We start from the raw sequence: 25,549 nt of genomic DNA, 5'->3' as shown, positions 1-25,549 counted from the left end.
ATGAGCCATCAAAAAAAATTCGCAGTCGTCATCCCTGCACGTTATGAGTCAAGCCGTTTCCCTGGAAAGCCGCTGGTTGATATTTGTGGGAAGCCAATGATACAACACGTATGGGAACGTTGCTGTCTAGCGGTAGGACAAGGCAAAGTGTATGTTGCGACGGATGATGAGCGAATTCAAAATGCTGTCGAAAGCTTTGGTGGTAAAGTGGTGATGACCAGCTCGGAGTGCTTAACAGGCACAGATCGTTTGGCCGAAGCGAACTTGCAACTGGATTGTGACTTTATCATCAATGTCCAGGGTGACGAACCAATTATTAACCCAAAGGATATTAATATTGTCATTGAAGCTTTCTTGAAGACTGGTAATGTAACTAATGCTATGTGTAGCATCACTTCAGAGCAAGAATTTCGTTCGTTCACTGTACCTAAAGTAACGTTCAGTCAAACTGGAAAGTTACTCTATATGAGCCGGGCAGGTATTCCCCAAACTAAAGCGGGGGGGTATGAGTTTGGCTATAAGCAAGTATGTATTTATGCATTTTCTAAAGAACATTTAGAGTTTTTTTATAGCAAGAAAGTTAAAACTCTTCATGAGCAAGTTGAAGATATTGAAATACTCCGCTTCTTGGAATCTGATTATATTGTTGAAATGATTGAAGTCGAATCAGGGTCTTTAGCAATTGACGTGCCTAGTGATGTTCAACCAGTTATTAGAGTTTTAGGAGCTGTACAGTAGTGGCTTTCTTTACTTAACTCAAACTTTCTATTTAGGTTTCCTATTCATATCGATGTTATAATTTAGTTGGACTGAAAATGAAAAAAGCACTAATTACCGGTGTTACCGGTCAAGACGGCTCTTATTTAGCCGAGTTTTTACTAGAAAAGGGTTATGAAGTACATGGCATTAAACGCCGCGCATCATTGTTTAACACCGCGCGAGTAGATCATATTTACCAAGACGTGCATGAAGAAAATCCGCGTTTCTTTTTGCATTACGGTGATTTAACCGACAGTTCAAACTTAACCCGTATTTTAAAAGAAGTTGAGCCCGATGAAGTGTATAACTTAGGGGCTCAGTCACACGTTGCGGTATCGTTCGAAGCGCCAGAATATACCGCTGATGTTGATGCCATGGGCACTTTACGTTTGTTAGAGGCTATTCGCTTTTTAGGTTTAGAGAAAAAAACCAAGTTTTATCAAGCGTCGACCTCTGAGCTGTATGGCGAGGTGCAAGAGATCCCCCAAACTGAGACCACGCCATTTCACCCTCGCTCACCTTACGCTGTAGCGAAAATGTATGCTTATTGGATAGTGGTTAACTATCGTGAATCTTACGGCATGCACGCCTGTAACGGTATTTTGTTTAACCATGAGTCACCACGCCGTGGTGAAACCTTTGTTACCCGTAAAATCACCAGAGCTATTGCCAATATTTCGCAGGGTTTAGAGCCTTGTTTATATTTAGGCAACATGGACGCTTTAAGAGACTGGGGTCATGCTAAAGATTACGTGCGCATGCAATGGATGATGCTTCAACAAGATGTAGCCGAAGATTTTGTTATTGCCACGGGCAAGCAAATTTCGGTGCGTGAATTTGTGCGCATGTCTGCCGCAGAAGCCGGCATCCAGTTGGAATTTAGCGGCGAAGGTGTCGATGAAATCGCGACTGTTGTGGCTATTTCGGGTAACGATGCGCCTGGTGTTAAGGTTGGCGATGTAATTGTAAAAGTTGACCCTCGCTATTTCCGCCCTGCAGAGGTAGAAACCTTACTGGGTAACCCAGCAAAAGCCAAAGCAAAATTGGGCTGGGTACCAGAGATTACCGTTGAAGAAATGTGTGCTGAAATGGTTGCCTATGATTTAAGTAAAGCTAAGCAACATGCCTTGCTTGAACAGCACGGTTTTGATGTTTCTGTAGCGAAAGAATAAATTTTACTCTTGGTTTGCTAAAAGCCCTAATCCTTGGGCTTTTTTATCTTGGGGAATGTTATGAAAGATACCGAAGTGGGTAGTATTGCCTCAGAACGTAAAGGCAGTGGTCCAAAGTCTTGGGCGGAGAGTTATTGGCATGTGGAAAATGCCACTGAATACCCACAGCTTAATCGAGTATTTGAAGATGTTAACAATTGTATAAAGGAGTATGTGGTTACTGGGCATACTCCAACTAAGCCTTTGTTAAACAATAATAGTAATGTTGTTACTATCGGCTCTTGTTTTGCTGCTGAACTAAGGCATTTCCTAACTTCAGCGGGATTGTCCTCAAATAGCTTTTGGATTCCCTCGGGCCTTAATAATACTTTCGCCTTGAGAGACTTTTTGAATTGGGTTATTACTGGTGAAGAAACGTCAAAAGGCTATCGCTACGAGCGAAATCTTGATGGTGTTGTTAGTGACTGGACGCCTGAATATGAGCGTGGTTTCTATCTGAGTCAGTTTAAATCGGCTTCCGCATTTGTCTTTACTTTGGGCTTAGCTGAAATTTGGGAAGACAGCCTAACCAATAAAGTGTTTTGGCGCGGCATCCCTGAATCTGTTTTCGAAAAAGGAAGGCATAACTTTAGGTTATCTAGTGTTTCAGAAAATACCGAAAACATTAACGCCATTATCAAATTGTTACAGCTGGTGAATAAAGATGCCCCTGTTATTTTAACTTTATCCCCTGTGCCTCTTAAAGCATCATTTCAGGGACAATCATGTGTTACTGCCGATTGTGTTTCTAAATCTACGCTAAGAGTAGCGTTACATGAAGCCTTGGCTACGGCCCCTGATAATACGTTTTATTGGCCATCATTTGAAATAGTAAAGTGGCTTGGCTGTCATCTACCTTATCCAGTATACGGTACTGATGACTCTGTGGTTCGTCATGTATCTAGGTATATGGTTTTGCAAATACTTAAAGCGTTTACTGAGACTTATTATGGTAAGGAAATTAGCGCTAAAGTGTTCAGCGATTTTTCGTCAACGCTTGAAGAGTTCGAGGGTAAAGAGGGCGAGCCTCCCATGATATATAAAGGTACGGTCACCTCAGGTTAGTTGTAAATAGAGAATATAATATGAATAAAGTATTTGTAGCCGGCCATCGCGGTATGGTGGGTTCAGCCATTGTTAGGCAGTTAGAGCAGCGTGCTGATGTTGAAATTGTTACACGCAGCCGCAACGATTTAGATTTAACCAACCAACAAGCGGTTGCCGATTTCTTTGCCAAAGAAAATATTGAACAGGTTTATTTAGCGGCCGCTAAAGTAGGGGGTATCCATGCCAATAATACCTATCCTGCAGAGTTTATTTATCAAAACCTGATGATAGAGTGCAATATCATTCACTCGGCTTACCAAAGTGGTGTTAAGCATCTGCTGTTTTTGGGCTCGTCGTGTATTTATCCTAAAATGGCTGAACAGCCGATGAAAGAAACGGCGCTGTTAACTGGTACCCTAGAAGAAACCAACGAGCCTTATGCCATCGCTAAAATCGCCGGCATTAAGTTATGTGAATCGTACAACCGCCAATATGGGCTTGATTACCGTAGCGTAATGCCAACCAACTTGTACGGCCCGCACGATAACTTCCATCCAGAAAACTCGCATGTTATTCCTGCGTTGTTACGTCGTTTTCATGAGGCTACCCTACGCGGTGATAAACAGGTAGCGGCCTGGGGCAGCGGTAAACCAATGCGTGAGTTTTTGCATGTGGATGACATGGCTGCCGCGTCTATCCATGTTATGGAGTTAGACAAAGCCACTTACGATGCCAATACCTCAGCAATGCTAAGCCATATTAACGTGGGTACAGGGGTAGACTGCACCATTCGCGAACTAGTAGAAACAGTGGCTAAGGTAACTGGCTTTAGCGGTGAGATAGTATGGGACACCACTAAGCCAGATGGTGCACCAAGAAAACTCATGGACGTAAGTCGTTTAGCTGATTTAGGTTGGCGTTATAACTATAACCTTGAAGAGGGTCTAAAGGATGCTTATCAATGGTTTTTAGACAATCAAGATAACTTTAGAAGCTAGTATTTTAGGCCAAAGGCCAACACTGTAAACATATGTTCCTTAATATGAATCAGTATTTTGGGACATAACCTCTACCTTTAGTGTCGCGTAAGGGTATAAAATGGAATATGGCTTAATCCATATCAGTTATAGGATCCGTTGAAGTAATGCTTAAAAGAAAACTTAAATCTGCCTTGGGTAAAAATACCCCCTCGATCCAAGACCTTCAGTTTCATATCGATGTAGTTTCTGCTGAAGCGATATCAGGTTGGGCATTTAATAATTTGGAGCCGCAAAAAGCAGCTAAAGTTGAAGTGTTCAGCGGTGACGAGTTGCTTTGGGAGGGCAACGCCGATCATGCTCGAAGCGATCTTGTCGATGCGGGTTTGGGGGATTGCGCGTTTAACATCACCCCTGATATAGCGGTGTTGAAGAATGATATCGAATCGGTGGATATATTGATCAATGGGCATAAGGTAAACCCTGAACCGGTTGGGCTTGAGTTAACATCACTTAAAGCAGAAGACTACATTTGTCATTTTGATGCAGTAAGCCACAACGAGGTGCTAGGTTGGGCCCGTAACATTCATGCTGATACTAAACGCGTCACGGTTGAGTTGAAGCATGAAGATAAAGTGTTAGCGTTCGGGCTTGCAGACCAGCCTCGCGTCGACTTAGCTGATGCAGGCATTGGCGATGGCAATTACGGTTTTACATTAAAAGTAAATGCCGCTAACTTTCCCTCTACCTCGGTGGAGTGTCAGGTGTACCTAGATGGGCTAGCCACTTTGCTAAACCCGGTTGAGTTAAATACTACACAAGAAGCCATAGATAAAGCTAAGTTTGTTGAGGTGTTTTCAGAACAAATCGACAGTTTTGAGCAGTTACTCGCTGCTGAGTCACAGCGCATTGCCAACCAAATTGTTGAGGCTACACCTGTTAATGAACAGGCCTCTCTAAATACTGTGGTTAATGTCGCTATAAATAATATTGCAGAAATCTCTACTCGTCTATCCGTTATCGAAAAGGTACTGACAAAGCATTTCAGTAAGTAATATCTAGTTCTATCTGGAGGTTCTTAAAGTCTCCGGTGTTCTACATACACTTTTTGAGTATTGATTTAAGGCAGTAGTTTGACGGCACATTCTTGCAATACAACCGCAAAGGGTCATATAGATAGCATAGACTCTGGGCGAATAAATGGTTGGTTTTACGACCCTCTCTGGGCTGATACGCCTGAGTTTTTTCTAGCAATAGAAGACCAAGTCATCAAAGCTGTGCCAGATATTTACCGGGCTGATCTCGCAGAGGCGGGTTTTGCCAACGGGGTATGTGCTTTTTCTGTGCTGCTTGAACAAACCTACCAAGAGTTGGCAGGCAAGGTTATTCGCCTACAAGACATTAGGCAAAACGCAGTGTCTGAAGCCTTAATCGACGATAATCGTTACGACGCCATAACCCTTCAGCTAGAAGGATTGGAGGCACACCAGCTAGTATTCAACTATGCGGGGGTAGAGCTAGGTGCTTATACCACGATACTTTATTGTAATGGAGCGCCTTTAGCTACAACAGAGCACAACATAAATGCCATTGATGGCACGTTTGTTATCTCACTACCGGCCCATTTTGTTAGACCAGATAAAGCGTTGTATCAGTTAGCAATTAAAGGCTTCCCTTGTTTTGTATGGCAATCAGACATTAGTGATAACACTAACAACCTTAATTGTGTCATACCAACGAAAATATTCGCCGCTACTGACATCGATATAACAGGGGATAGAATAAAAGGGCTCTCTAAGGCTTTACGTACAACGCAGTTATCTGACAAAAATAGGCGCCTTATTCCTACTGCTTATTCTGTATTAACGGGGCATCAAAACTGTACCATTTGTTTACCAGCAGTATTAGAACCTAAAGTCACGCTTATCCTTCCGCCATTTATCAGTGCTGCCGACGCAAAGATGATGATTTCATCGGTAATACTAACGTTGCTAGAAGCGTCTTATGAAATAATTTGGATCACCAATACCCCTGAGGCCTTATCTGTAAACAACTTAGTGACATTGAATTGTAACGACCAATATACAAGCGCTATGGCAAAGGCTATTAATGCGGCAAAGGGCGAATTGATACTCTTTTGCCCTTACTTTGTCGAGTTTGGCTTAGACGCCATACCGCAGCTGATCAGCACAATGGAAGCATCAAAGGATGCTTTTGTTTGTTGCAAGGTAGTCGATCGCAATGGCTTAACTCATGGTAATGATTTGCACTCACCAATACCCTCTGAACGCGTTATGAGTGCGAACCATCCTGCTGTAAATTTTACGCAAACCGTTCGCCAAGCGGTTCATTCTTGCAGTATTTATCGCACCAAAGATCTTGCCCATTTTATGGAAACCGCAGACTCTGTTTGTGCAGAGCTGCTTATACAGATGTGGCAAACTAAAGTAACTACCGATAAGCAGGTTGGTGTATATCTCGGTAATGCTTGTGTTTACTCAGAGATTGATTTTCATGACGATTCTTTTATGTCGAAAAAAATCGATGTTATGGATGCTGACGCTAATCCGCCCCCGTCTGTAAAGCCGTTAACAGCACATTTTAAAAATGAAGTGTCACTAGTCACAAAAAAGCCAACGCTCGGCACTATATTAATGTTAGACGTGCAAACGCCTTCTCCAGATAAAGACGCCGGCTCTTACGCTGCAATTCAAGAAATAGGTCTTATGCAGCGTTTAGGTTATCAGGTTATTTTTGTTCCCATTGATTTGAAGTATTCAAATGCCTATACAAAAAATTTGCAAAATAGTGGGGTAGAGGTATGTTACAGCCCTCATTATAACGCTATCGCAGACTTCATTGATGAGCGGCTTAAAGACATAAGTGCTTTTTATATCACGCGCTATAACGTAGCAGCGCACTTTATTGAATTTTTAAAGAAGGCTGCGCCAGCGATACCTATTATTTTCAATAATGCAGATTTACACTTTTTAAGAGAGGTTCGAGCAGCCCTGTCAACCCATCACACCGACGGAGAGCGCCAAATCGCCCTGGCTAAGGCCCATCAAACTAAAACCGCAGAGTTAGAGGTGATGCGCAACGTAGATGCGATTCTTTCTTACAATGAAACAGAGCATGCGGTTATCTGCTCCCACCTGTTCGAGCAAAAAAACATTTTTAAGTGTCCGTGGGTTCTGGAACCGAAGCCTCAACCGCTGCCCTTTGATGACCGGGATGGCGTAGCCTTTTTAGGCGGATTTAAGCACACGCCTAATATTGAAGCGATAGAGTTCTTTATTGAACAGCTTATGCCTCTTTTTCTTGCGCGGTCCATCAATGTAAAACTATATATATATGGCAGCCATATGCCTGAAAAATATAAAGATTTAGGCAGTTCGTTGCTTGAAGGTGTTGGCTATATAGAAAACTTAGACGATGTTTTTCAAAAACACCGGGTGTTTATCGCGCCGTTATTATCTGGAGCCGGAATTAAAGGTAAAGTACTCGAATCTGCCGCTTATGGCTTACCAAGTGTTTTGTCGCCGATTGCTGCTGAGAGTACCGGTTTATCACACAATGTTAGTTCCCTTATTGCAGAAACCCCTGAGCAATGGGTAAACCATATTATGGCCCTGCATAATGAACGCGCCCTATGGGAGAGAATTTCGCAAAACGCTAGAGCGCTCGCAGAGGAACAATATTCTTCAAAGAGGGGCTTGGCACAAATGGCTAAAGTGTTCCACTTTTTAAATTTAACCACCACTTTTGATACGGAAAGCTAACACGATTTACAGAGTAAAATTATGAATAAAATCATCCTTACCGCTGCCATACGACTACTGCCTAATAAACTGCAATCGCGCGCGGTGTCAAAGGCTTTGAACTATGTTATTTCGGCTCAATCACTTGATTCTAGCAAAGTGACGAGCTTAGCCATTAACATCATTGACCTTAAAAAGTCGTGGCGTTTTTCAGTGTCTTCTCGTGGTTTTGAGCCTGTCAACGACAGTAGCACTTACTCAGGCTTAGTTACTGTAGCGGCGAGTCTGCTCACATTTCACTCGATTCAGACTAAACAAGACTTAATTAAGGCCTTAGATGTAGGGGAGCTAGTGGTCAGTGGGGAAACTGCAGAAAAAGAGTATGTTGTTTCAGTGTTGAAAGCAGTCGACGCGCATAAAATAACCTCCCTAATTGGACACGGCTATTCTTTTCTTCGTATTAAACGACCAGAAAAGTGGACTATTCACAACGTGACCCTACAGGATATTAAGGGCCCGGCAGACGTTGATTTCTTGAGAGATGAGGCGCTGAGGTTAGAATCAACCAACCTAGAACTTGCCTTAAAGCTAATGGGGATTGCCCAACAGGCTCGCCCTAAAGGCACTTTGATTAGTCGTAAAGTAGAAGAATATCGGGCTGCTTTAAAGGCTGAATGACGATATAATGCCTTTGCATTTTAGTTCAAACTCATACTTTCTAGACTCCCTCTATTGTTGTGTTGTCATGGTTGTAGAATGATTAACGTTCTAGATAAACGCATTTACTTATTTTTATATTGATATTTTTTGGTATTACACTGGCTTTAATTTCTATGACGCAAATATTTTTTGATTATTTTCTTAGGGAACTTTAAATGGTAACCCAAAACTTTCGCCAGTTTGGTTCTAATTTCTTAGGCCCATTAGCGGTATATTTTTGCGAGCAGCTAAGTCAACAGAAAGTACCTTTCTACTTTCTCGCTCGCGAAGGCTATTTTTTACATAATATATATAATCGTTATCAGCAAGCACTGGGTATGCCTGATAATGGGCAATATTTATTAGCATCTCGCTCATTTATGTTCCGCTTATTGTTAGATGATGAACGAAGCTATGAGTTTTCGCTTAAAGGCGAATTCACGGGTACTTTTTACGAGTTATTACGCTCACGCTTTATGATCAGTAACAGCACGATTCAACGTCATTTTGATCAAAAAGTTCAAACTACGATAATTAGCTTACCTGATGATGATTCTAAAGTTCGTCAGTTGTTGCTTTCTCAGGCCAAACACTTAGCCGAGATTGTAGCACCAACAAAAACAGCCTATCTGGCTTACCTCAATAGTCTAGGTCTTAACGCCCCTAGTGTTTTGCATATTGTAGACCTTGGGTATTCAGGCACTATTCAAAAACTGATGAGCTTATTGCTAGAAAAACCGGTAACTGGGCATTATCTCATTTCCTCTAAGCCGGGCATGACGACTTTTCATGGTCAAGAAAACATAATGAAAGGTTATCTAAAACAATCGGTAACTATGGGAGATGGCTATGTGCCTCTCGATAGGTCGATGTTTTTAGAGGCGCTGTTAACCTCTCCCAATGGGCAATTTCAGGATGTTCGACTCAGCGAATTACCTGGGCGTGATTTTGATTTTTACTACGGTCGTAAGGTAAACGCTCAAAAACATATACATGAACTAGAACAGGTGATGGCGGGGGTTGTTGATTATGTCGTGCATGCCGCGAAGCACAACATTGGTTTTAGCCAGGAAGAGGTAGAGTCTAGCCTTATTCAACATATGGTAAAGCCTCATATGATTCCTCGTGCTTTATGGCATTTGTTCGCAATAGATGATGATGTTGCTGGTAATGGTACGGTAGACCCGCTTCAGTTTTTTGGATTACGATAATGAGTTATAAGTCAGTTATAAAGCACCAATATCCTTTGTTATACGCTTTTTTACGCTCAGTAAAAAAGCGTATTCGCAGCGTTAAGTATTATCTGAAAAGTATCCCAACTCGCATAAAATATCGCGGAGAGGCGGACTTAGGTTTGCTTACATTGGCTAAAAAGCACGGGCACTTCGATCTAGATTGGTATAATGATCACCAGCATTCTGCATTTACAAGCGATGAACAAGCGTTTGCCGATTACTTGCATAAATCGATGTTTTCTAATGTTAACCCTAGCCCCGCCTTTGATACCGAAATTTATCAAAAGTGTAACGTAGATATTTATCACGCAGGTATTAACCCTCTGGCGCATTATTTAAATTTTGGCCTCAATGAGGGGCGGATATCCATGCCTGCTTCTCCTAAATGGCGCCCCAGTGACAAATTGGAGCAACAACAGGCGATCAGTAAAAAAACTGATAAGAAAATTGCCTTATGCTTTCATATTTTTTATGAAGATTTTATCGACTACTATGCAGAATGCTTGGCTGACTTTCCTGGGCAAGTAGACATATTTATTAGTGTTAGCAAAGAAGGGATAGACACCAAGGCCCAGCAACAGTTGTCTCAGTTAACTACGGTTAACAAAGTGGTCACCGCTATAGTCCCTAATAGAGGGCGAAATTTTGGCCCTATGTTAGTTGAGTTTGGTAAGCAGTTGCTAAATTATGATTTGCTTTGCCATATGCACTCTAAAAAATCTTTGTATTCAGGCCGAGAGCAACGCCAGTGGGCGGATTATTTAGGCGAGTATTTGCTTAAAGACCAAGCCGTATTAAAACGAATGCTTGCCCATTTCGACAACGACCCAGACTGTGGGATTTATTACCCTACCTCTTTCTGGATGATGCCAAACTGGGTAAACCATTGGTTAAAAAATAAACCACATAGTGGTCGTTGGGTAACGCAATGGGGCTTATCACTAGACCGTGACTTTTTGGCTTACCCTGTGGGGGGGATGTTTTGGGCAAGGCCGCAGGCCTTAAAGCAGTTGTTCGACGCTGATTATAGTTATGATGACTTCCCTGCAGAACCTTTACCCAATGATGGTTCAGAGCTTCACGCCTTAGAGCGTTGCATTGGTTTATTAGCCGAAAAAAATGGCTACAAACAGCTCTTTTATTATCCGCCCTTAGGCGCTTTTACCCATGATCAATCTTTTGTTTTGGCTAACTATGTAAATAGTGCAGATGGGATTGCTAATCAATTAGCGCCATTTACGACTGTTTCTTTTGATGTGTTTGATACTCTGGTGCGACGTAAATATTTTGTGCCTGACTATGCCAAGCTAAAATTGGCTAATTACTTGTGCGAACAAGGTAAAATAGATAACCCCAAAGATTTTGTGAAACAACGAAATAACGCCGAGCTTGAAGTAAGAAAAGCCAAACAGTTTATAGGCGATGTCGCTATCGATGAGACCTATCAGGCATTAGCCAGTACATTTAATTGGAGCGAACAGTTAGCGGCTGAGTATGCAGAACTTGAGTTTGCCTTTGATTTAGACATGATAGAATCAAAAGATGAAATGGTAGAAATAGCCAATAACTTGATTTTGTCAGGTAAGAAAGTACTCGTCGTATCAGATACTTATTACTCAGAACCGCAAATAACCCGCATGCTTAAAAAGGTAGGCCTGTCTCACGGTTACCACCTATACGTGTCTAGTGAGCTAGGGCTGCGTAAAGATAACGGCAGCATGTGGAAGAAACTTAAAACTCAGGTTGGTCCAGCTGATAGCTTTATCCACGTGGGAGACAATGTGGTAGCCGACGCCCAAATACCCGGCGACTTTGGTCTACAGAATATGCATATTTTAAACCCCTTAGATAAATGGCAAGCCGCTGGGTGGCAAAATCCATTTGTCGACGACGGTTTAGATGAAAAACAGATTATGAAATGGGGCCCATTAGTGAGTAACTTTGGCCGATTTCCGTTTTTAGGTGAATAAAAAATTATGGTTGATTTAGTTTTACACCCCGGTCACTCGAAATGTGGCTCTACTACCATTCAGAATTTTCTGTATAAAAATCGACAAAAGTTAAAGAATCGAGGAGCATATTTACCCGATTGTAATTTCAATTTCCCGAATGATGACGAATACAAGTTCCATCTGACTCATACGCCAAGGGATTATTTCGCAAAAATACAAGGCGGAGAGTTACAGATTTCTGACCTAGAAGGAAAACTGAATTCGTTAGTAAAAAATGCGCAGGATAATGGATGTAAAAGAGTAATTATTTCGGCTGAAAACTTAATAAATGGGCTAGCAGGTAAAGACTCTATTACTCGGCAAATTCACCGTATGTTGGGTGGTTTTTTTGATGATGTTAAGATTGTTTATTATGTTAGGCGACAAGATAAGTTTTTAGTGTCTGCTTGGCAACAGTGGGGGCACAAGGAAGGTTTAGAGTTAGAAGAGTATATTGAAAGGCTCTATAAAGGCCATATTGCAGACTATTTATTTAATGCTAATCAACTTTTAAATGAATATCCGGCCAATTCCCTAAGGGTTAGGCCAATTGACAAAATAGCTTTGATAAATGGATGTTTATTGGAAGACTTTTGTGCGCGATCTAGCATCCTTACTGACGGTTTAGATTTTGATATACCAAATAGTAACGTGGGCTTAAGCGTTGCTATGTGTGAAACGTTGTCAAGAGCATCTGAGGTATACCAGGACATACATGACCAAACAGTGAAGCGAGTTATCGAGCAGCATTCTCTTACTGGTATAGCAGAAAAAAAGTACTCCCCTTCTTTTTCTAATAACATGGTCAAAAAACTAGTTGAACAATATCAAGAAAAAAATGTACGTCTCGCCAATCGCTTTTTTCCAAAAGTAGACTTTGAAAAAACGATGGACTTGAATTCTTTAGTAGGGAGTGATTCGGATGATATTTTGCTACTTAAAGAACGGGTGACTAAATTAGAAGATGTCTGCGCAGCTCAGATGGATATGATCATTTCTTTAGCTAAACGGATAAATTAGATGGTTGCTCCAAAAATAAAGCTCATTGCCATCGCAAAGGATGAAGCGGCTTATTTACCCGAGTGGATTCATCATCATCTCTACTTTGGGTTTTCTGAAATTCATATTATGGTGAATAGAACAGAAGACAACACCAAGGAAATTTTATCTTCAATATCTAAATGTGAACCTCGCTTAACTTGGGAAACCATCGATTGGATTGAATATTGTCCAGATAAAGTGCGTGAACGTTTCCAAGCTGTCGCCTATGCAAAAGGGTTTTATGATTCAAAACATAATGGTAATTGTAGCCATATTCTTTTTTTAGATATTGACGAATTTTGGGTGCCAAGGGATTTCTCTAGGAAAATAGAAGAGTGTGTAATGGATGCTTCTAGCGAAGCCCTTATTTCTTTTCAATGGATGAATGATTTAGGTGATGCTAAACCCTTCTCTCGGTTTTCTAATCCCTTGAATGGTGAGCTTTCTAGAATAGTTAAAACATTGCTACCTATATCTGCAGATGTAAAAGAATTTCGTCCGCATGTTCCTATTCTAAAAAATGTATGTCCACACCTACTGGCTGATGGTTCAGCGTTTATTGCTAGTGAAAAAGTAGAGCAAGCCGTACATCCTAAACTGAGTCATGTGTCCAGCAGCTTTATTTTTCATCGACTTAATCGCTCTCAAACTGAATATATCTCTTTGTTGTTTCGAGGAAACCCTGATGAAATAGAGTGTTTATATAAGTTGAATCGAAATGGCTTTGGTTCTCGTACAAGTAATTTGCACTCGAGCCAGTTCGATGATCGATTATTCTCAGATTATACGAAGAGTTTCTCTACATTTCTTAGCGCTAGTAGTTTGGATAAACCACTTTCGGTTGCTAAAGACTTTGTTCTGGCAAGATACCAAACTAGTTTAGAGGCTTTAGGGGAGCAATTAGACCGTTTTTACAAACCGCTTCTCACTGTTTTTCGCGGTGTTGATGATCAACTTGTTATTAGCGCATTCCAGAAATACCGTGCGGAGAAGGTTAAAAGCAGGGATGATGCCGAACTTCTTAAGTCTATGGCTGCAGATGCTGCTCAGCAATCGCTACCTGAAGCTATCGAATATTTGAAGAAAGCCCAGAAAATTAGACCCGGGGGTAAGATCATAGCGGAGCGACTAACTGAATACAAAAAGCTGCTAGTGGAGCAAAACTTAAATCGCTTGAAGTTGAAGTTATTATTTAAGGGAAGTAAATGAGTAAGTATAAAGTGAAGCTAGCCGCGATTGCTAAAGATGAATCCGCATACCTACCTGATTGGCTGTTTCATCATCTTTATTTTGGATTTGATTCTATAGATGTATACATTAACAACACCACTGATCAATCTCATTTAGTCGCTGAGGCCTTCACTGGTAAACTTCCTGTACAGTTTCTAGATGGCGATGCTTTCTTTGGTGAATCGTTCGCTCGGCCGCAAGAAGCTGCCTATTTGGATGCTTTGCAAAAAGCAAAGCAGGATGGATTTTCTCATTTGATGTTCCTAGACATTGATGAGTTTTGGACGCCTAAAAATTTTACTGACAGTGTTCACGGCTGTATTGATAATTTGGCTGCCGATGTTATGTCATTTGAATGGCTAATTGGCGTATCAGAAAATCAACCTTTCCTTCCGCCTTATAGGTCGGAAATAAAAGGAAAAAAATCGAGATGGGTAAAATCGCTGTTTTCGACCAAGTTGGATATCGAGCAACCTGAAGCTCATAATGTTCATGCTAAAGGTGCAGTTTATAAGCTCGCTAATGGTGCATTATTCAATTTTGATGGGCGCCGAAATGGCAGAGTTTCTGAAGAGGAATTAGCTAAGCCCCTTAAAGATTATTTTGTATTACATAGAATGTATAGAAGTGAAATGGAGTACATTTCTCTTCTAGGTAGAGGACGCCCTAAAAAAAGTAGCAATATAACCTCAATGTTTAAAGATAACCGCCAAGGTTATTTAGGACCAGAAAAAAGCATCACATTTTCGGTAGCTGAACTAGCATATTTACCTTATAACAACGCGCGAAAAGATTTCTACGATGAGTATTCACTAATACCAATCCTCGAAGAATCAAAGCTCTTCGTTAAAGATCGTTATTTGAAAGTAATATCTATGATCAAAAATGCTGAGCCAAATGACAGTGAAACCTTATTGCGGTTGCTAAAAAATGTTACATTAGCGGAGGTGATTAATGCTTATGACTTTTATAAAAACAAGGATAATAAGCGTTTATCAAAAAAAGATGTTGACCTGATCAGAGATTCAGCTTTGGCATTAGAGAATGACGATGTCAGCTTGGCTTTAAAATTGATGTTGCTAGCTAAACGATTTCGTCCTGAAGGGCGAGTCATTAATAACAAGATTGCTGTCTATAGGAAAAAGCTAAACCTTTGATGTAAGACGACATTGGTTCTTGAGCTCGCTAGTGAAGCTTCCCTAAGGGGCTCAAGGTTAATTTTCAGTAGTGCTATAGGTAGCAAAAGCTTACCTACTTTCAAAGGCGCGTTATCTTTCAAGTGGTAGCTAGATTGTGTATGAGAATCGGTGGATAATATTTACCCTACAAAATTGAATGGCAACGATAGTGTTGCAACTAGTTTTAAACGCTGTGTTTTTGCTGCTAACACCTCTTGGTATTTGTACAACTTTCATCAAGGCTTAATGCAGCGTTTAATGGACGAAGGTTGGTTGGTTCACGTGGTATCTCCGGTCGATGCGCATACTGACAAGTTGCTGGCGATGGGCTTAGTTCACCACCCTCTTAAGTTAAGCCGTAGAGGCACCAATCCCCTAATTGATTTTTTATCGCTACGCGCTATTCGTGCGCTTTATCGGCAAATCAATCCTAAAGTGGTGTTTAATTATACGCCTAAGCTAAATGTTTACAGCACGGTTGCTGCGCATAGTTTAGGTATTCCGGTGGTGAATAATATCACGGGCCTTGGCACTAGCTTTAGCTCAGATAACCTATTAAACCGCATTGTGCGTAGCTTGTTAAAGTATAGCCAACCGAAGGCGCAGCATGTTTTATTTCAAAACGAAGATGACCGGAAAATTTTTGTCGATGGTGCTTATGTTAAGGCTGAAAATACCAGTCGTATTCCTGGCTCAGGGATAAATTTAGACAAGTTTCGCGCCGTGGAAGCGCCAAATGATGGGGTAGTGCGCTTTATTTTGGTGGCTAGGCTGCTTAATCAAAAAGGTATTCGCGAGTATGTGCAAGCCGCCGAGGCGGTGGCGCGACGACGTAGTGACGTAGAGTTTCAATTACTTGGTATACCTGAACCATCAAGTCCTAATTCGATAAATATTAATGATGTTAATCAATGGCATAAAAAAGGGCTGATTAATTATCTTGGTTCGTCTGATGACGTACCTAGTATTGTTGGTTTGTGTGACTGTGTGGTACTGCCGTCTTATTATCGCGAAGGCGTGCCGCGTAGCCTTTTAGAAGCGGCGGCCATGGCCAAGCCGATTATTACCACCGACAATGTGGGGTGCCGTGAAACCGTTGACGACGGTGAAACAGGCTTGCTTTGCCAACCGCAAAGTGTTGCTTCGTTAGCCTTGGCTATTAATGACATTGCCGACCTCACACATGCCCAAAGAATAAGCATGGGTGATAAAGGGCGGCTTAGAATGCAACGTTATTTCTGCGTCAATAAAGTTATATCGCGTTACCTAGAGGTTTTGCAGAGAATCACGTAATCTAGCCTTGTTTCACACTCTTTTAATGAAATACTGGAATCAAGAGCTCAAAATTAATGGAAAATTATAATTTAACCCATCTCAAGGCCTTAGAGGCTGAGAGTATTCACATTATCCGCGAAGTGGCTGCAGAGTTTGATAACCCTGTAATGCTTTATTCAGTTGGTAAAGATTCAGCGGTTATGTTGCATTTGGCACGCAAAGCTTTTTACCCAGGTAAAATTCCCTTCCCGCTTATGCATGTCGATACCAACTGGAAATTTAAGGAAATGATCCAGTTTCGCGACAAAATGGCCGAAAAGTATGGTTTTGAGCTAATTGTCCATAAAAACCCGGAAGGTATCGCTATGGGCATGGGGCCTTTTACCCATGGCAGCGCCGTGCATACTGATGTGATGAAAACTCAAGGTTTGAAGCAGGCCTTAGACAAGTATCAATTTGACGCAGCCTTTGGTGGTGCTCGCCGTGATGAAGAGAAGTCTCGCGCAAAAGAGCGTGTTTACTCTTTCCGCGATAAAAACCACCGCTGGGATCCTAAATCACAGCGCCCTGAGCTTTGGAATACTTATAACTCTAAAGTAAACAAAGGCGAGAGCATTCGTGTTTTCCCCTTATCTAACTGGACCGAGCTTGATATTTGGCAATACATCTACTTAGAAAACATTGATATTGTTCCTCTTTATCTAGCGGCGAAACGCCCTGTAGTTGAGCGCGATGGCACTTTAATTATGGTGGATGACGACCGTATGCCTGTGGATGAAAAAGACATCCAACATAAAATGGTACGTTTCAGAACGTTGGGTTGTTACCCGCTAACAGGCGCGGTTGAATCTGAAGCAGATACCCTACAAGAAGTGATTCAAGAAATGCTGCTGACCAAGACGTCTGAGCGCCAAGGTCGAGTTATTGACCATGACAGCGCTGGCTCAATGGAAAAGAAAAAGATGGAAGGCTATTTCTAGATTTAGAAATAGCCATATGCCTTAAGAAGTAAGCGATAAGAGCGAAGAGCATAGCTTTAAGTCAGAGAGACAGAATAACCTTGAATTTAGTTTGAGTTTGGATATTACATGGATTTTGAACGCTTAGTTGTTTGGCAACGCGCAGTAGATTTATCTGTTCACATTTATTCTCATTTTAGTGATTCAAAAGATTTCGGTTTTAAGGACCAAATTACCCGTTCTTCTTTGTCTATCCCCAGTAATATCGCTGAGGGCATGGTAAGACGCTCTGATAAAGAGAAGTTAAACTTTATCAATATCGCTCAAGGCTCCTGTGCGGAATTACGTACACAAGTTTTAATTGGTATCCGAATTAATTATATACCTAATGATTTAGGTGATGTTTGGATGCAAGAAACGCGCGAGCTTGGTTCAATGCTATTTGGCTTGGCTAAAAGCATTCAGGCGTAGTCGTTATTAATTAGTAATTTTAGTCTTGGTTTCACTTATAGCTTTTAACATATAGCTTATAGCTTCAGAGCGAGCCCCGGCGAGTGAGGATGAAATGTCACATCAATCAGATTTAATTGCGTCAGATATTGAAGAGTATCTGCAACAACATGAACAAAAACAACTATTACGTTTATTAACTTGCGGCAGTGTAGACGATGGTAAAAGTACCTTAATTGGTCGTTTGCTGCATGATTCAAAAATGATTTTTGAAGATCAATTAGCCACGATTAAAAACGACTCTAAACGTTTCAATACCACCGACGGCGAGTTTGATTTGGCCTTGTTAGTGGATGGTTTGCAATCAGAGCGTGAGCAGGGCATTACTATTGATGTAGCGTATCGTTATTTTTCTACTGATAAACGCAAATTTATTATTGCCGACACCCCAGGGCACGAGCAATACACCCGTAACATGGCGACCGGTGCGTCTAACTGTGAGCTAGCCATTGTGATGATTGATGCTCGTTACGGTGTGCAAGTGCAAACCCGTCGTCATAGCTTCATTGTATCGTCGCTAGGTATTAAGCAAGTGGTTGTTGCGATTAACAAAATGGATTTGGTTGATTTTGCTGAAGCCCGTTTTGAAGAAATTAAAGCCGAATACCAGAAGTTTGCTGAAAACTTAAACATCGACAGTATTAAATTTGTACCTATCTCTGCACTTAACGGCGATAACGTGGTTGAGCGCAGTGAATTAAGCCCTTGGTATCACGGCGATACGCTAATGGGGATGCTAGAAGTTGCGCCGATTACGTCTGGCTTAAATTTTGATGATTTCCGTTTCCCTGTGCAATACGTTAATCGACCTAACCTCGATTTCCGCGGCTTCTGTGGAACCATTAGCTCAGGCGTTGTCCGTAAAGGTGATGAAGTGATGTCTTTACCTTCAGGTAAAGTTTCAAAAGTTGCCTCTATCGTCACGTTTGATGGTGAAATAGAAGAAGCTTTTGCACCTATGGCGGTTACCCTAACCTTGGAAGACGAAATTGACGCTAGCCGCGGCAATATGTTGGTGCATACTAACAACCAACCGATTGTAGCCAGTAGTGTTGAAGCGACTATTGTTTGGATGGCTGAAGAACCGCTGATTCCTAATAAACAATACGACTTTAAGTTGGCCACTAAAACCACATCGGGTTCGGTAGATAATATTGACTACCAAATTGATGTGAATACTTTGGAAAACAAAGATGCGGTTCGATTAAACTTGAATGAAATTGGTCATTGCCAAGTCCAGTTTAGTCAACAAGTGGCCTTTGACGCGTACACTAAGTCGCAAGGTACTGGTTCATTTATTATTATTGACCGTATTACTAATGTCACCGTAGGCGCGGGTATGATTACTGGTCAAGGTAAGCTAGATGAAACTAAGCCAAATGCTCATTTTTCTTCTTTTGAAGTAGAGTTAAATGCCCTCATTAGGAAGCATTTTCCACATTGGGATGCCAAGGACTTGCGTGAGTTTCTAAAATAATGTCATGGCAAGCTATAATAGTGCTGGCAGTTTTTGCCAGCACTATCGCGGCCTTAGTCCGCTATCAAAATAACCCGACCAAAATCTTTGGTGGGGTTATTTTGTTTTTATACTTTTGTAATTTGGTGTCTACAGAGCAGCTTATAGCCAGTGTAGCTAATCCCGGCTTATTGACTTTAGTATTGCTGATGTTGTGCTCTATTGCGTTAGAGAAAACGCGACTGCTGCGCTTAGTGGCGTCTTCAATTATTAAGCCTTCACTGAAAGAAACGTGGTTCCGTTTATACAGTGTTACCGTGCTTGCCTCTGCGGCTTTGAACAATACAGCGGTAGTTGCCACTTTATTAGCGCCCATTCGCAACAACCCCAACCATAGTGCAAGCAAGTTATTGTTGCCCTTATCTTATGCGGCGATATTGGGCGGCACCTTAACCCTTATTGGTACTTCAACTAATCTTATCGTGAATAGCTTATTGATCGACGCCAGTGGTGTTTCTCTTGGCTTTTTCGATTTTACCTTGATTGGCTTAGTGGCGGTGATCGCTTGTGGCGTAACGCTGGCGTTTAGCTCGCGGTTTCTGCCAGATAACGACACCGAAGAAGTAGACTTTCATAGTTATTTTATTGATGCCAAGGTGCAAGCTGATTCAGGTTTGATAGGCAAGAGTGTAGAAGAAAATGGTTTACGCCATTTAGAATCACTGTTTTTAGTTGAGATTGTTCGCCATAGCAAACTGATTAGCCCTGTAGCGCCAGATGAAGTGCTTGAAGCAGGGGATAGGCTGGTATTTAGTGGTGATATCACTAAGTTAATGCAACTCAACCAGTTTTCTGGCTTGCAAATGTTTGCCGATTCTAACGGGTTGCTTGGTTCTAATTTAACCGAAGTAGTGATACGCCCAGAAAGTATGCTGAACGGTAAAAGCCTTAAAAGTGCTGGTTTTAGAGCGCAGTTTGATGCTGCTGTTGTCGCGATACGCCGCGATGGCCAGCGAGTATCTGGGAAGCTAGGGGACGTGGTTTTGCAAGCGGGTGACTTCCTCGTGTTAGCGGTAGGTGGCGATTTTAAAAGCCGTAACAACTTGAGCAAAAACTTCATTGTAGTGAGTGGAGTAGAAGCGGAAAGCCGTTTGAGTGGTTTTAGAGAATGGATAGCCATTGGCGGCTTTTTTACTGCCGTTGCGCTGGCCGCGGTGGGTGTTGTCCCCTTATTTAAGGTGATGTTTTTATTGCTCGGCATCTTACTCTTTTCTGGTTGCTTAACCCCTAGTGAGTTGTTACGTCGTTTTCCTAAAGAAATTTGGCTAATTGTGGCTGCAGCACTGACGCTGTCTCAGGCTCTTCATAATTCAGGGCTAGTATTACTATTAGAAAGTGGCTTTGGTCATATCAGTGATCCCAAATGGATGATGCTGTCTTTACTTGTGATTTATTTATTGACTTGGTTATTAACCGAGCTAGTCACTAATAACGCGGCTGCAGCACTGATGTTTCCTATTGCCTATGGCTTTGCCATTGCGGTTGACGCAAACCCAATGACCTTCACCATGATTGTTGCTTTTGCTGCCAGTGCTAGTTTTGTTAGCCCTTATGGTTACCAAACTAATTTAATGGTGTATAACGCGGGCCGTTATAAATTGATCGATTTCTTTAAAGTTGGCTTTCCTGTTGCCCTCGTTTATGCGGCGGTAGTGTTAACTTTAGTTCCTATGATGTTTCCGTTGAGCTAGTGTCGAGTGATTTATTAAAATTTAAGGCTAGCCTAGAGTTTGTTTTAATTTGTAGAGGTTGTTATGGATAATAAAAGCGAAAATGTTGTGTGGCATGCCCACAGTGTAAGCCGTGAAGCCCGTTCTGAGCATAAACAACACAAACCTTGTGTTTTATGGTTTACCGGTTTAAGTGGCTCGGGTAAATCAACCGTTGCTAATGCGGTTGACCACCTTTTACATAAACGTAATGTGCATACCTATGTATTAGATGGTGATAATGTTCGCCACGGTTTAAATGGCGACTTAGGCTTTTCTGACAAAGACAGAGTTGAGAATATTCGACGCATTGGGGAAGTCGCCAAGTTATTTGTTGATGCGGGCTTAGTGGTTTCAACAGCCTTTATCTCTCCTTTTAAGGCCGACCGTGATTTAGTGCGCAATCAATTATCAGCCGGCGAGTTTTTAGAGGTGTTTATTGATACGCCATTAGCTGTGTGCGAACAACGCGACCCTAAAGGTTTGTATAAGAAAGCTCGCGCGGGCGAAATTAAACACTTTACCGGTATAGACTCAGCCTATGAGGTACCTACTGGTGCTGATATCCATGTTGAAACCGATGGTAAATCTGTTGAAGACTGTGCCAATGAGGTGATTTCAGCCTTAGAAAACGCTGGGATAATTAGCTAGCTACGAGCTACGAGCTACGAGCTACGAGCTACGAGCTACGAGTTATGAGCTACGAGCTACGAGCTATGAGCTCCGAGTTACGAGCTATGAGCTACGAGTTATGAGTTATGAGCTACGAGCTATGAGCTACGAGTTATGAGCTACGAGTTATGAGCTACGAGTTATGAGCTATGAGTTATGAGCTACGAGTTATGAGCTCCGAGTTACGAGCTCCGAGCTATGAGCTATGAGTATAGTGTTGGTAGCTTGCAGCTCGTGTATCGAAGTACCTTTATAGGATTGTGTTGTGAACTACATAGACATTTTTAACGGTGATGCCGATGGCATTATTGCCTTATTACAATTACGTTTAGCCGAGCCAAAAGATAGCCAATTGGTTACCGGTGTTAAGCGCGACATTCAGTTAATGAATAAACTTGAATTTAGCGCCGAGTGCGAAGTAACCGTGTTAGATATTTCTATGGAGAAGAATATCGATGGCCTGACCAAAGCATTAAATGCCGGTGCTAAAGTTAGCTATTTTGACCACCATCGTCCTGGGACCATCCCTGAGCACGCTTCGCTGAACGCTACCATTGATATGGATCCTAACGTTTGTACTGCGCTGTTAGTGGATAAACACTTAAATGGGCAATTTCATTTATGGGCCATTACCGCAGCCTATGGTGACAACCTGCTGGCTAAAGCTGAGCAGTTAGCTGATGAGGCTAAACTTAATCTATCTCAAAGAGCCCAGCTGAAAGAGTTTGGTACACTGATTAACTATAACGGTTACGGTGCTACGCTAGACGATTTACATATTAAGCCGGTTGAGTTATTTCAGTCTTTATTGGCTTACGACAATCCATTTTCTGCTATTGCCGCTGATAATTCCCCCTTTGCTGTGCTACAGAACGCTTATAAAGCCGATATGGCGTTAGCAGAAGCCAGTGATTGTGCTGCAAGTACTGATGTGGCAGAGGTGTATTTGCTGCCTAATCAACAATGGAGCCGACGGGTAGGTGGCGTGTTTGGTAATCAACTGGCCAATAATAACCCTAATAAGGCGCACGCTGTCGTCAGTGATAATGGCGATGACACTTACTTGATTAGTGTTCGGGCTCCGCTAAATAATAAAACCGGGGCCGATGAAGTGTGTAGCGAATTTGTGACAGGTGGTGGCAGAAAGGCAGCCGCAGGTATTAATCGGCTACCACATGAGCAACTTGATGCCTTTATTCGCCGCTTAAACGGTTTTTATGCATAGCAATATTGAATAGTCGCGATGGCTTGTAATTGCTATTATAAGTAATAATTTAAATTAACAATAAAGCTAGTTGCCTTAACTAGCTTTTATTGTTTAACGAAGTAACTATGAAATATTTGGTGACCGGCGCAGCCGGCTTTATTGGGTTTCATGTGGCTAGGCGCTTATGTGCTGAAGGCCATGAAGTAGTAGGCATTGACAATCTCAATAACTATTATGATGTTAATTTGAAGTTAGCCAGGCTCGAGCAGCTTAAAAATTACGACCATTTCAATTTTTATTCTATCGATCTTTTCGATCGAGAGGCTATTGATCAACTGTTTGCTGAGCAACAGTTTCAGCGGGTTATTCATTTAGGGGCTCAAGCTGGGGTTCGGTACTCTTTAGAAAACCCTCATCGCTATGCTGATGCTAACCTTGCTGGACATATCGATATTCTTGAAGGGTGCAGTAAATATAAAGTAGAACATTTGGTATATGCGTCTAGCAGCTCGGTGTACGGCATGAATAATAAAATGCCATTCTCCGTAAAAGATCCGGTTGACCATCCTGTGTCTTTATACGCTGCGACTAAACGTGCTAACGAACTGACCTCTCATACTTATTCACATTTATTTGGCTTACCAACCACCGGGCTGCGTTTTTTTACCGTATACGGGCCGTGGGGTAGGCCGGATATGGCGCCGTTTAAGTTTACTAAAGCCATTTTGGATGGTGACACCATCGATATTTATAATAACGGTGACTTGTCTCGTGACTTCACCTATATAGACGACATTGTGGAAGGCGTTATGCGCATTCAAGCGTTAATACCTACTGATAGCCAGCATAGTGATTTCAGTTTTCCCAACCAAAGCACGGCTCCGTATGCTTTATATAACATTGGTAATGGTGCGCCAGTTAAGCTGATGGACTTTGTAAAAGCCATTGAAGATGCCACTGGCATACCCGCTAAAAAGAATTATTTGCCAATGCAAGCCGGTGATGTGTATCACACTTGGGCGGATACTTCAGAGCTTTACCAAGCTACAGGATATAAGCCTAAAGTTGCCATAAATGAGGGCGTTAGGCGTTTTGTTGATTGGTATAAAGACTATTATTCGGTACATTAAGTAATAGGTTATTAAAGCTTTGACGCTCTAGTACTAAAGATTATTAATATTTACGAGTTACAAGGAAAAATATGAAAATTGCAGTTGCAGGTACGGGGTACGTCGGTTTATCGAACGCTATGTTACTTTCTCAAAACCATGAAGTTGTTGCTGTCGACATTATTGAAGAAAAGGTCGAGCTACTTAATCGTAAATTATCACCGATTGTGGATGCAGAAATTGAGAGTTTTTTATCAAACAAAGAGTTAAATTTTACTGCTACTTTAGATAAAAAGCTGGCTTATGCAGGAGCGGATTACGTCATTATTTCAACTCCTACCGACTATGACCCTGAAACCAACTACTTTAATACAGGCTCGGTAGAAGCGGTCATCAAGGATGTATTAGCCATCAACCCTAATACAACGATGATTATCAAATCTACCGTACCAGTGGGTTATACCAAATCGGTTCGTGAAAAGTTTGACTGTGACAATATTATCTTTTCGCCTGAATTTTTACGAGAAGGGCGTGCTTTATACGATAACTTGCATCCCTCTCGCATTGTGGTGGGTGAGGAGTCTGAGCGTGCGCGGGTTTTTGCTAGCTTGTTAGTTGAAGGAGCAATTAAAGAAAACATTGATGTATTGCTTACTGATTCAACAGAAGCTGAAGCGATAAAATTGTTTGCCAATACCTATTTGGCGCTGCGTGTTGCCTACTTTAATGAGTTAGACACTTACGCTGAAACCCATGGGCTAGACAGTAAACACATTATCCAGGGGGTGGGTTTAGACCCTCGAATTGGCAGTCACTACAATAACCCTTCGTTTGGCTATGGCGGCTACTGTTTACCAAAAGATACCAAGCAGCTGTTAGCCAATTATAAAGATGTACCTAATAATATTATTGGTGCCATTGTTGACGCGAATACCACCCGCAAAGATTTTATTGCCGACTCTATTGTTAGGCGTAATCCTAAACGGGTAGGCGTATATCGCCTCATTATGAAGTCTGGCTCAGATAATTTCCGGGCCTCTAGCATTCAAGGCATTATGAAACGCATCAAAGCCAAAGGCATTGAAGTGGTGATTTACGAACCCGTGATGGAAGAAGACGAGTTTTACCGCTCAAAGGTGTATCGCGATCTCGCTGAATTTAAACAAAGCTGCGATGTAATTATTGCCAACCGCATGGTTGATGAAATTAAAGACGTAGCAGATAAGGTGTATACCCGCGATTTGTTTGGCAGTGATTAGCGCTGCCTTAAACTCAACAGAAGGGCTCGGTGTTTTTTAATTTGTAGGTTATTAAAATTAGCTGCCGAGCCTGTTTTGAACAAAAAATAGTCAAGCTATTTCCTTTCATATTAAAGCCAAACAATCCACGTGTTTATGTTTCTTGGTTCTACGTCGCCATTACCTTGTATGTTGTCATTTATCACTCGAATATTATTGGTATTT

21 protein-coding genes are annotated in these 25,549 nt (G+C 41.7%); all 21 read left to right on the top strand.

Annotation, left to right across the window (positions count from 1 at the left end):
• The 21 genes from ACVFI8_RS02590 to ACVFI8_RS02490 all read left to right on the top strand — a co-directional run bounded on the left by ACVFI8_RS02590 (window position 1) and on the right by ACVFI8_RS02490 (window position 25,345).
• On the top strand, window positions 1-738 hold the full coding sequence (locus tag ACVFI8_RS02590; RefSeq protein ID WP_457872957.1) for a 3-deoxy-manno-octulosonate cytidylyltransferase: 738 nt from the start codon (window positions 1-3) through the stop codon (window positions 736-738).
• Between the two features lie 77 nt (window positions 739-815).
• Window positions 816-1,931, top strand: coding sequence for a GDP-mannose 4,6-dehydratase (gene gmd / locus ACVFI8_RS02585; protein ID WP_248714980.1), 1,116 nt, complete (start codon window positions 816-818; stop codon window positions 1,929-1,931).
• Between the two features lie 60 nt (window positions 1,932-1,991).
• Complete coding sequence (locus tag ACVFI8_RS02580; RefSeq protein ID WP_248714981.1) at window positions 1,992-3,035, top strand: GSCFA domain-containing protein; 1,044 nt, start codon at window positions 1,992-1,994, stop codon at window positions 3,033-3,035.
• Window positions 3,036-3,055: 20 nt separating this feature from the next.
• On the top strand, window positions 3,056-4,015 hold the full coding sequence (gene fcl / locus ACVFI8_RS02575; RefSeq protein ID WP_457872956.1) for a GDP-L-fucose synthase: 960 nt from the start codon (window positions 3,056-3,058) through the stop codon (window positions 4,013-4,015).
• Window positions 4,016-4,161: 146 nt separating this feature from the next.
• A complete protein-coding gene (locus ACVFI8_RS02570) occupies window positions 4,162-5,049 on the top strand; it encodes a hypothetical protein (protein WP_457872955.1) in 888 nt (295 codons plus the stop codon).
• Between the two features lie 78 nt (window positions 5,050-5,127).
• Window positions 5,128-7,776 (top strand): glycosyltransferase, encoded by a 2,649-nt coding sequence (locus tag ACVFI8_RS02565; protein WP_457872954.1) that lies wholly within the window; start codon window positions 5,128-5,130, stop codon window positions 7,774-7,776.
• Window positions 7,777-7,797: 21 nt separating this feature from the next.
• The gene (locus tag ACVFI8_RS02560; RefSeq protein WP_457872953.1) at window positions 7,798-8,433 is read left to right on the top strand and encodes a hypothetical protein; all 636 of its coding nucleotides are present in this window, start codon (window positions 7,798-7,800) and stop codon (window positions 8,431-8,433) included.
• 197 nt (window positions 8,434-8,630) lie between these two features.
• Window positions 8,631-9,665, top strand: a complete 1,035-nt coding sequence (locus tag ACVFI8_RS02555) for an HAD family hydrolase (protein WP_457872952.1) — start codon at window positions 8,631-8,633, stop codon at window positions 9,663-9,665.
• Window positions 9,665-11,659, top strand: a complete 1,995-nt coding sequence (locus tag ACVFI8_RS02550; RefSeq protein WP_457872951.1) for a rhamnan synthesis F family protein — start codon at window positions 9,665-9,667, stop codon at window positions 11,657-11,659. The genes ACVFI8_RS02555 and ACVFI8_RS02550 overlap by 1 nt, the downstream gene beginning before the upstream one ends.
• Window positions 11,660-11,665: 6 nt before the next feature.
• Window positions 11,666-12,700 carry a hypothetical protein gene (locus tag ACVFI8_RS02545; protein ID WP_457872950.1) on the top strand — a complete coding sequence of 345 codons (1,035 nt, stop codon included), beginning with the start codon at window positions 11,666-11,668 and terminating at the stop codon, window positions 12,698-12,700.
• Window positions 12,701-13,930 carry a glycosyltransferase family 2 protein gene (locus ACVFI8_RS02540; RefSeq protein WP_457872949.1) on the top strand — a complete coding sequence of 410 codons (1,230 nt, stop codon included), beginning with the start codon at window positions 12,701-12,703 and terminating at the stop codon, window positions 13,928-13,930. It begins immediately after the preceding gene.
• Entirely contained in the window at window positions 13,927-15,108 is a 1,182-nt protein-coding gene (locus tag ACVFI8_RS02535; protein ID WP_457872948.1) for a glycosyltransferase family 2 protein, read from the top strand. Before ACVFI8_RS02540 ends, ACVFI8_RS02535 begins: the two co-directional genes overlap by 4 nt.
• A gap of 150 nt (window positions 15,109-15,258) precedes the next feature.
• Window positions 15,259-16,422: a glycosyltransferase family 4 protein gene (locus ACVFI8_RS02530; protein WP_457872947.1), complete on the top strand. Its 1,164-nt coding sequence runs from the start codon at window positions 15,259-15,261 to the stop codon at window positions 16,420-16,422.
• Between the two features lie 56 nt (window positions 16,423-16,478).
• Window positions 16,479-17,384, top strand: coding sequence for a sulfate adenylyltransferase subunit CysD (gene cysD, locus ACVFI8_RS02525; protein ID WP_457872946.1), 906 nt, complete (start codon window positions 16,479-16,481; stop codon window positions 17,382-17,384).
• Window positions 17,385-17,492: 108 nt separating this feature from the next.
• Complete coding sequence (locus ACVFI8_RS02520) at window positions 17,493-17,834, top strand: four helix bundle protein (RefSeq protein WP_457872945.1); 342 nt, start codon at window positions 17,493-17,495, stop codon at window positions 17,832-17,834.
• Window positions 17,835-17,928: 94 nt separating this feature from the next.
• Entirely contained in the window at window positions 17,929-19,350 is a 1,422-nt protein-coding gene (cysN, locus tag ACVFI8_RS02515; protein WP_457872944.1) for a sulfate adenylyltransferase subunit CysN, read from the top strand.
• The gene (locus ACVFI8_RS02510; protein ID WP_457872943.1) at window positions 19,350-21,080 is read left to right on the top strand and encodes an SLC13 family permease; all 1,731 of its coding nucleotides are present in this window, start codon (window positions 19,350-19,352) and stop codon (window positions 21,078-21,080) included. Before cysN ends, ACVFI8_RS02510 begins: the two co-directional genes overlap by 1 nt.
• A 63-nt stretch (window positions 21,081-21,143) precedes the next feature.
• On the top strand, window positions 21,144-21,749 hold the full coding sequence (gene cysC, locus ACVFI8_RS02505) for an adenylyl-sulfate kinase (protein ID WP_457872942.1): 606 nt from the start codon (window positions 21,144-21,146) through the stop codon (window positions 21,747-21,749).
• A gap of 286 nt (window positions 21,750-22,035) precedes the next feature.
• Window positions 22,036-22,995: a DHH family phosphoesterase gene (locus ACVFI8_RS02500; RefSeq protein ID WP_457872941.1), complete on the top strand. Its 960-nt coding sequence runs from the start codon at window positions 22,036-22,038 to the stop codon at window positions 22,993-22,995.
• Between the two features lie 107 nt (window positions 22,996-23,102).
• Window positions 23,103-24,107, top strand: a complete 1,005-nt coding sequence (locus ACVFI8_RS02495; protein ID WP_248714999.1) for an NAD-dependent epimerase — start codon at window positions 23,103-23,105, stop codon at window positions 24,105-24,107.
• 71 nt (window positions 24,108-24,178) lie between these two features.
• Window positions 24,179-25,345, top strand: a complete 1,167-nt coding sequence (locus ACVFI8_RS02490) for a nucleotide sugar dehydrogenase (protein WP_248715000.1) — start codon at window positions 24,179-24,181, stop codon at window positions 25,343-25,345.
• The last annotated feature ends 204 nt before the right edge of the window (window positions 25,346-25,549 follow it).

Source organism: Agarivorans sp. MS3-6, assembly GCF_054112545.1.
The sequence above is the reverse complement of the archived record's forward strand: the minus strand, read 5'-3'. Positions and strand labels throughout refer to the sequence as shown.

Excerpts from the sequence above, each read along its gene's own strand:
- ACVFI8_RS02590 (WP_457872957.1), top strand. The coding sequence starts at position 1 with ATGAGCCATCAAAAAAAATTCGCAGTCGTCATCCCTGCACGTTATGAG.
- gmd (WP_248714980.1), top strand. The coding sequence starts at position 816 with ATGAAAAAAGCACTAATTACCGGTGTTACCGGTCAAGACGGCTCTTAT.
- ACVFI8_RS02580 (WP_248714981.1), top strand. The coding sequence starts at position 1,992 with ATGAAAGATACCGAAGTGGGTAGTATTGCCTCAGAACGTAAAGGCAGT.
- fcl (WP_457872956.1), top strand. The coding sequence starts at position 3,056 with ATGAATAAAGTATTTGTAGCCGGCCATCGCGGTATGGTGGGTTCAGCC.
- ACVFI8_RS02570 (WP_457872955.1), top strand. The coding sequence starts at position 4,162 with ATGCTTAAAAGAAAACTTAAATCTGCCTTGGGTAAAAATACCCCCTCG.
- ACVFI8_RS02560 (WP_457872953.1), top strand. The coding sequence starts at position 7,798 with ATGAATAAAATCATCCTTACCGCTGCCATACGACTACTGCCTAATAAA.
- ACVFI8_RS02555 (WP_457872952.1), top strand. The coding sequence starts at position 8,631 with ATGGTAACCCAAAACTTTCGCCAGTTTGGTTCTAATTTCTTAGGCCCA.
- ACVFI8_RS02550 (WP_457872951.1), top strand. The coding sequence starts at position 9,665 with ATGAGTTATAAGTCAGTTATAAAGCACCAATATCCTTTGTTATACGCT.
- ACVFI8_RS02545 (WP_457872950.1), top strand. The coding sequence starts at position 11,666 with ATGGTTGATTTAGTTTTACACCCCGGTCACTCGAAATGTGGCTCTACT.
- ACVFI8_RS02540 (WP_457872949.1), top strand. The coding sequence starts at position 12,701 with ATGGTTGCTCCAAAAATAAAGCTCATTGCCATCGCAAAGGATGAAGCG.
- ACVFI8_RS02535 (WP_457872948.1), top strand. The coding sequence starts at position 13,927 with ATGAGTAAGTATAAAGTGAAGCTAGCCGCGATTGCTAAAGATGAATCC.
- cysD (WP_457872946.1), top strand. The coding sequence starts at position 16,479 with ATGGAAAATTATAATTTAACCCATCTCAAGGCCTTAGAGGCTGAGAGT.
- ACVFI8_RS02520 (WP_457872945.1), top strand. The coding sequence starts at position 17,493 with ATGGATTTTGAACGCTTAGTTGTTTGGCAACGCGCAGTAGATTTATCT.
- cysN (WP_457872944.1), top strand. The coding sequence starts at position 17,929 with ATGTCACATCAATCAGATTTAATTGCGTCAGATATTGAAGAGTATCTG.
- ACVFI8_RS02510 (WP_457872943.1), top strand. The coding sequence starts at position 19,350 with ATGTCATGGCAAGCTATAATAGTGCTGGCAGTTTTTGCCAGCACTATC.
- cysC (WP_457872942.1), top strand. The coding sequence starts at position 21,144 with ATGGATAATAAAAGCGAAAATGTTGTGTGGCATGCCCACAGTGTAAGC.
- ACVFI8_RS02495 (WP_248714999.1), top strand. The coding sequence starts at position 23,103 with ATGAAATATTTGGTGACCGGCGCAGCCGGCTTTATTGGGTTTCATGTG.
- ACVFI8_RS02490 (WP_248715000.1), top strand. The coding sequence starts at position 24,179 with ATGAAAATTGCAGTTGCAGGTACGGGGTACGTCGGTTTATCGAACGCT.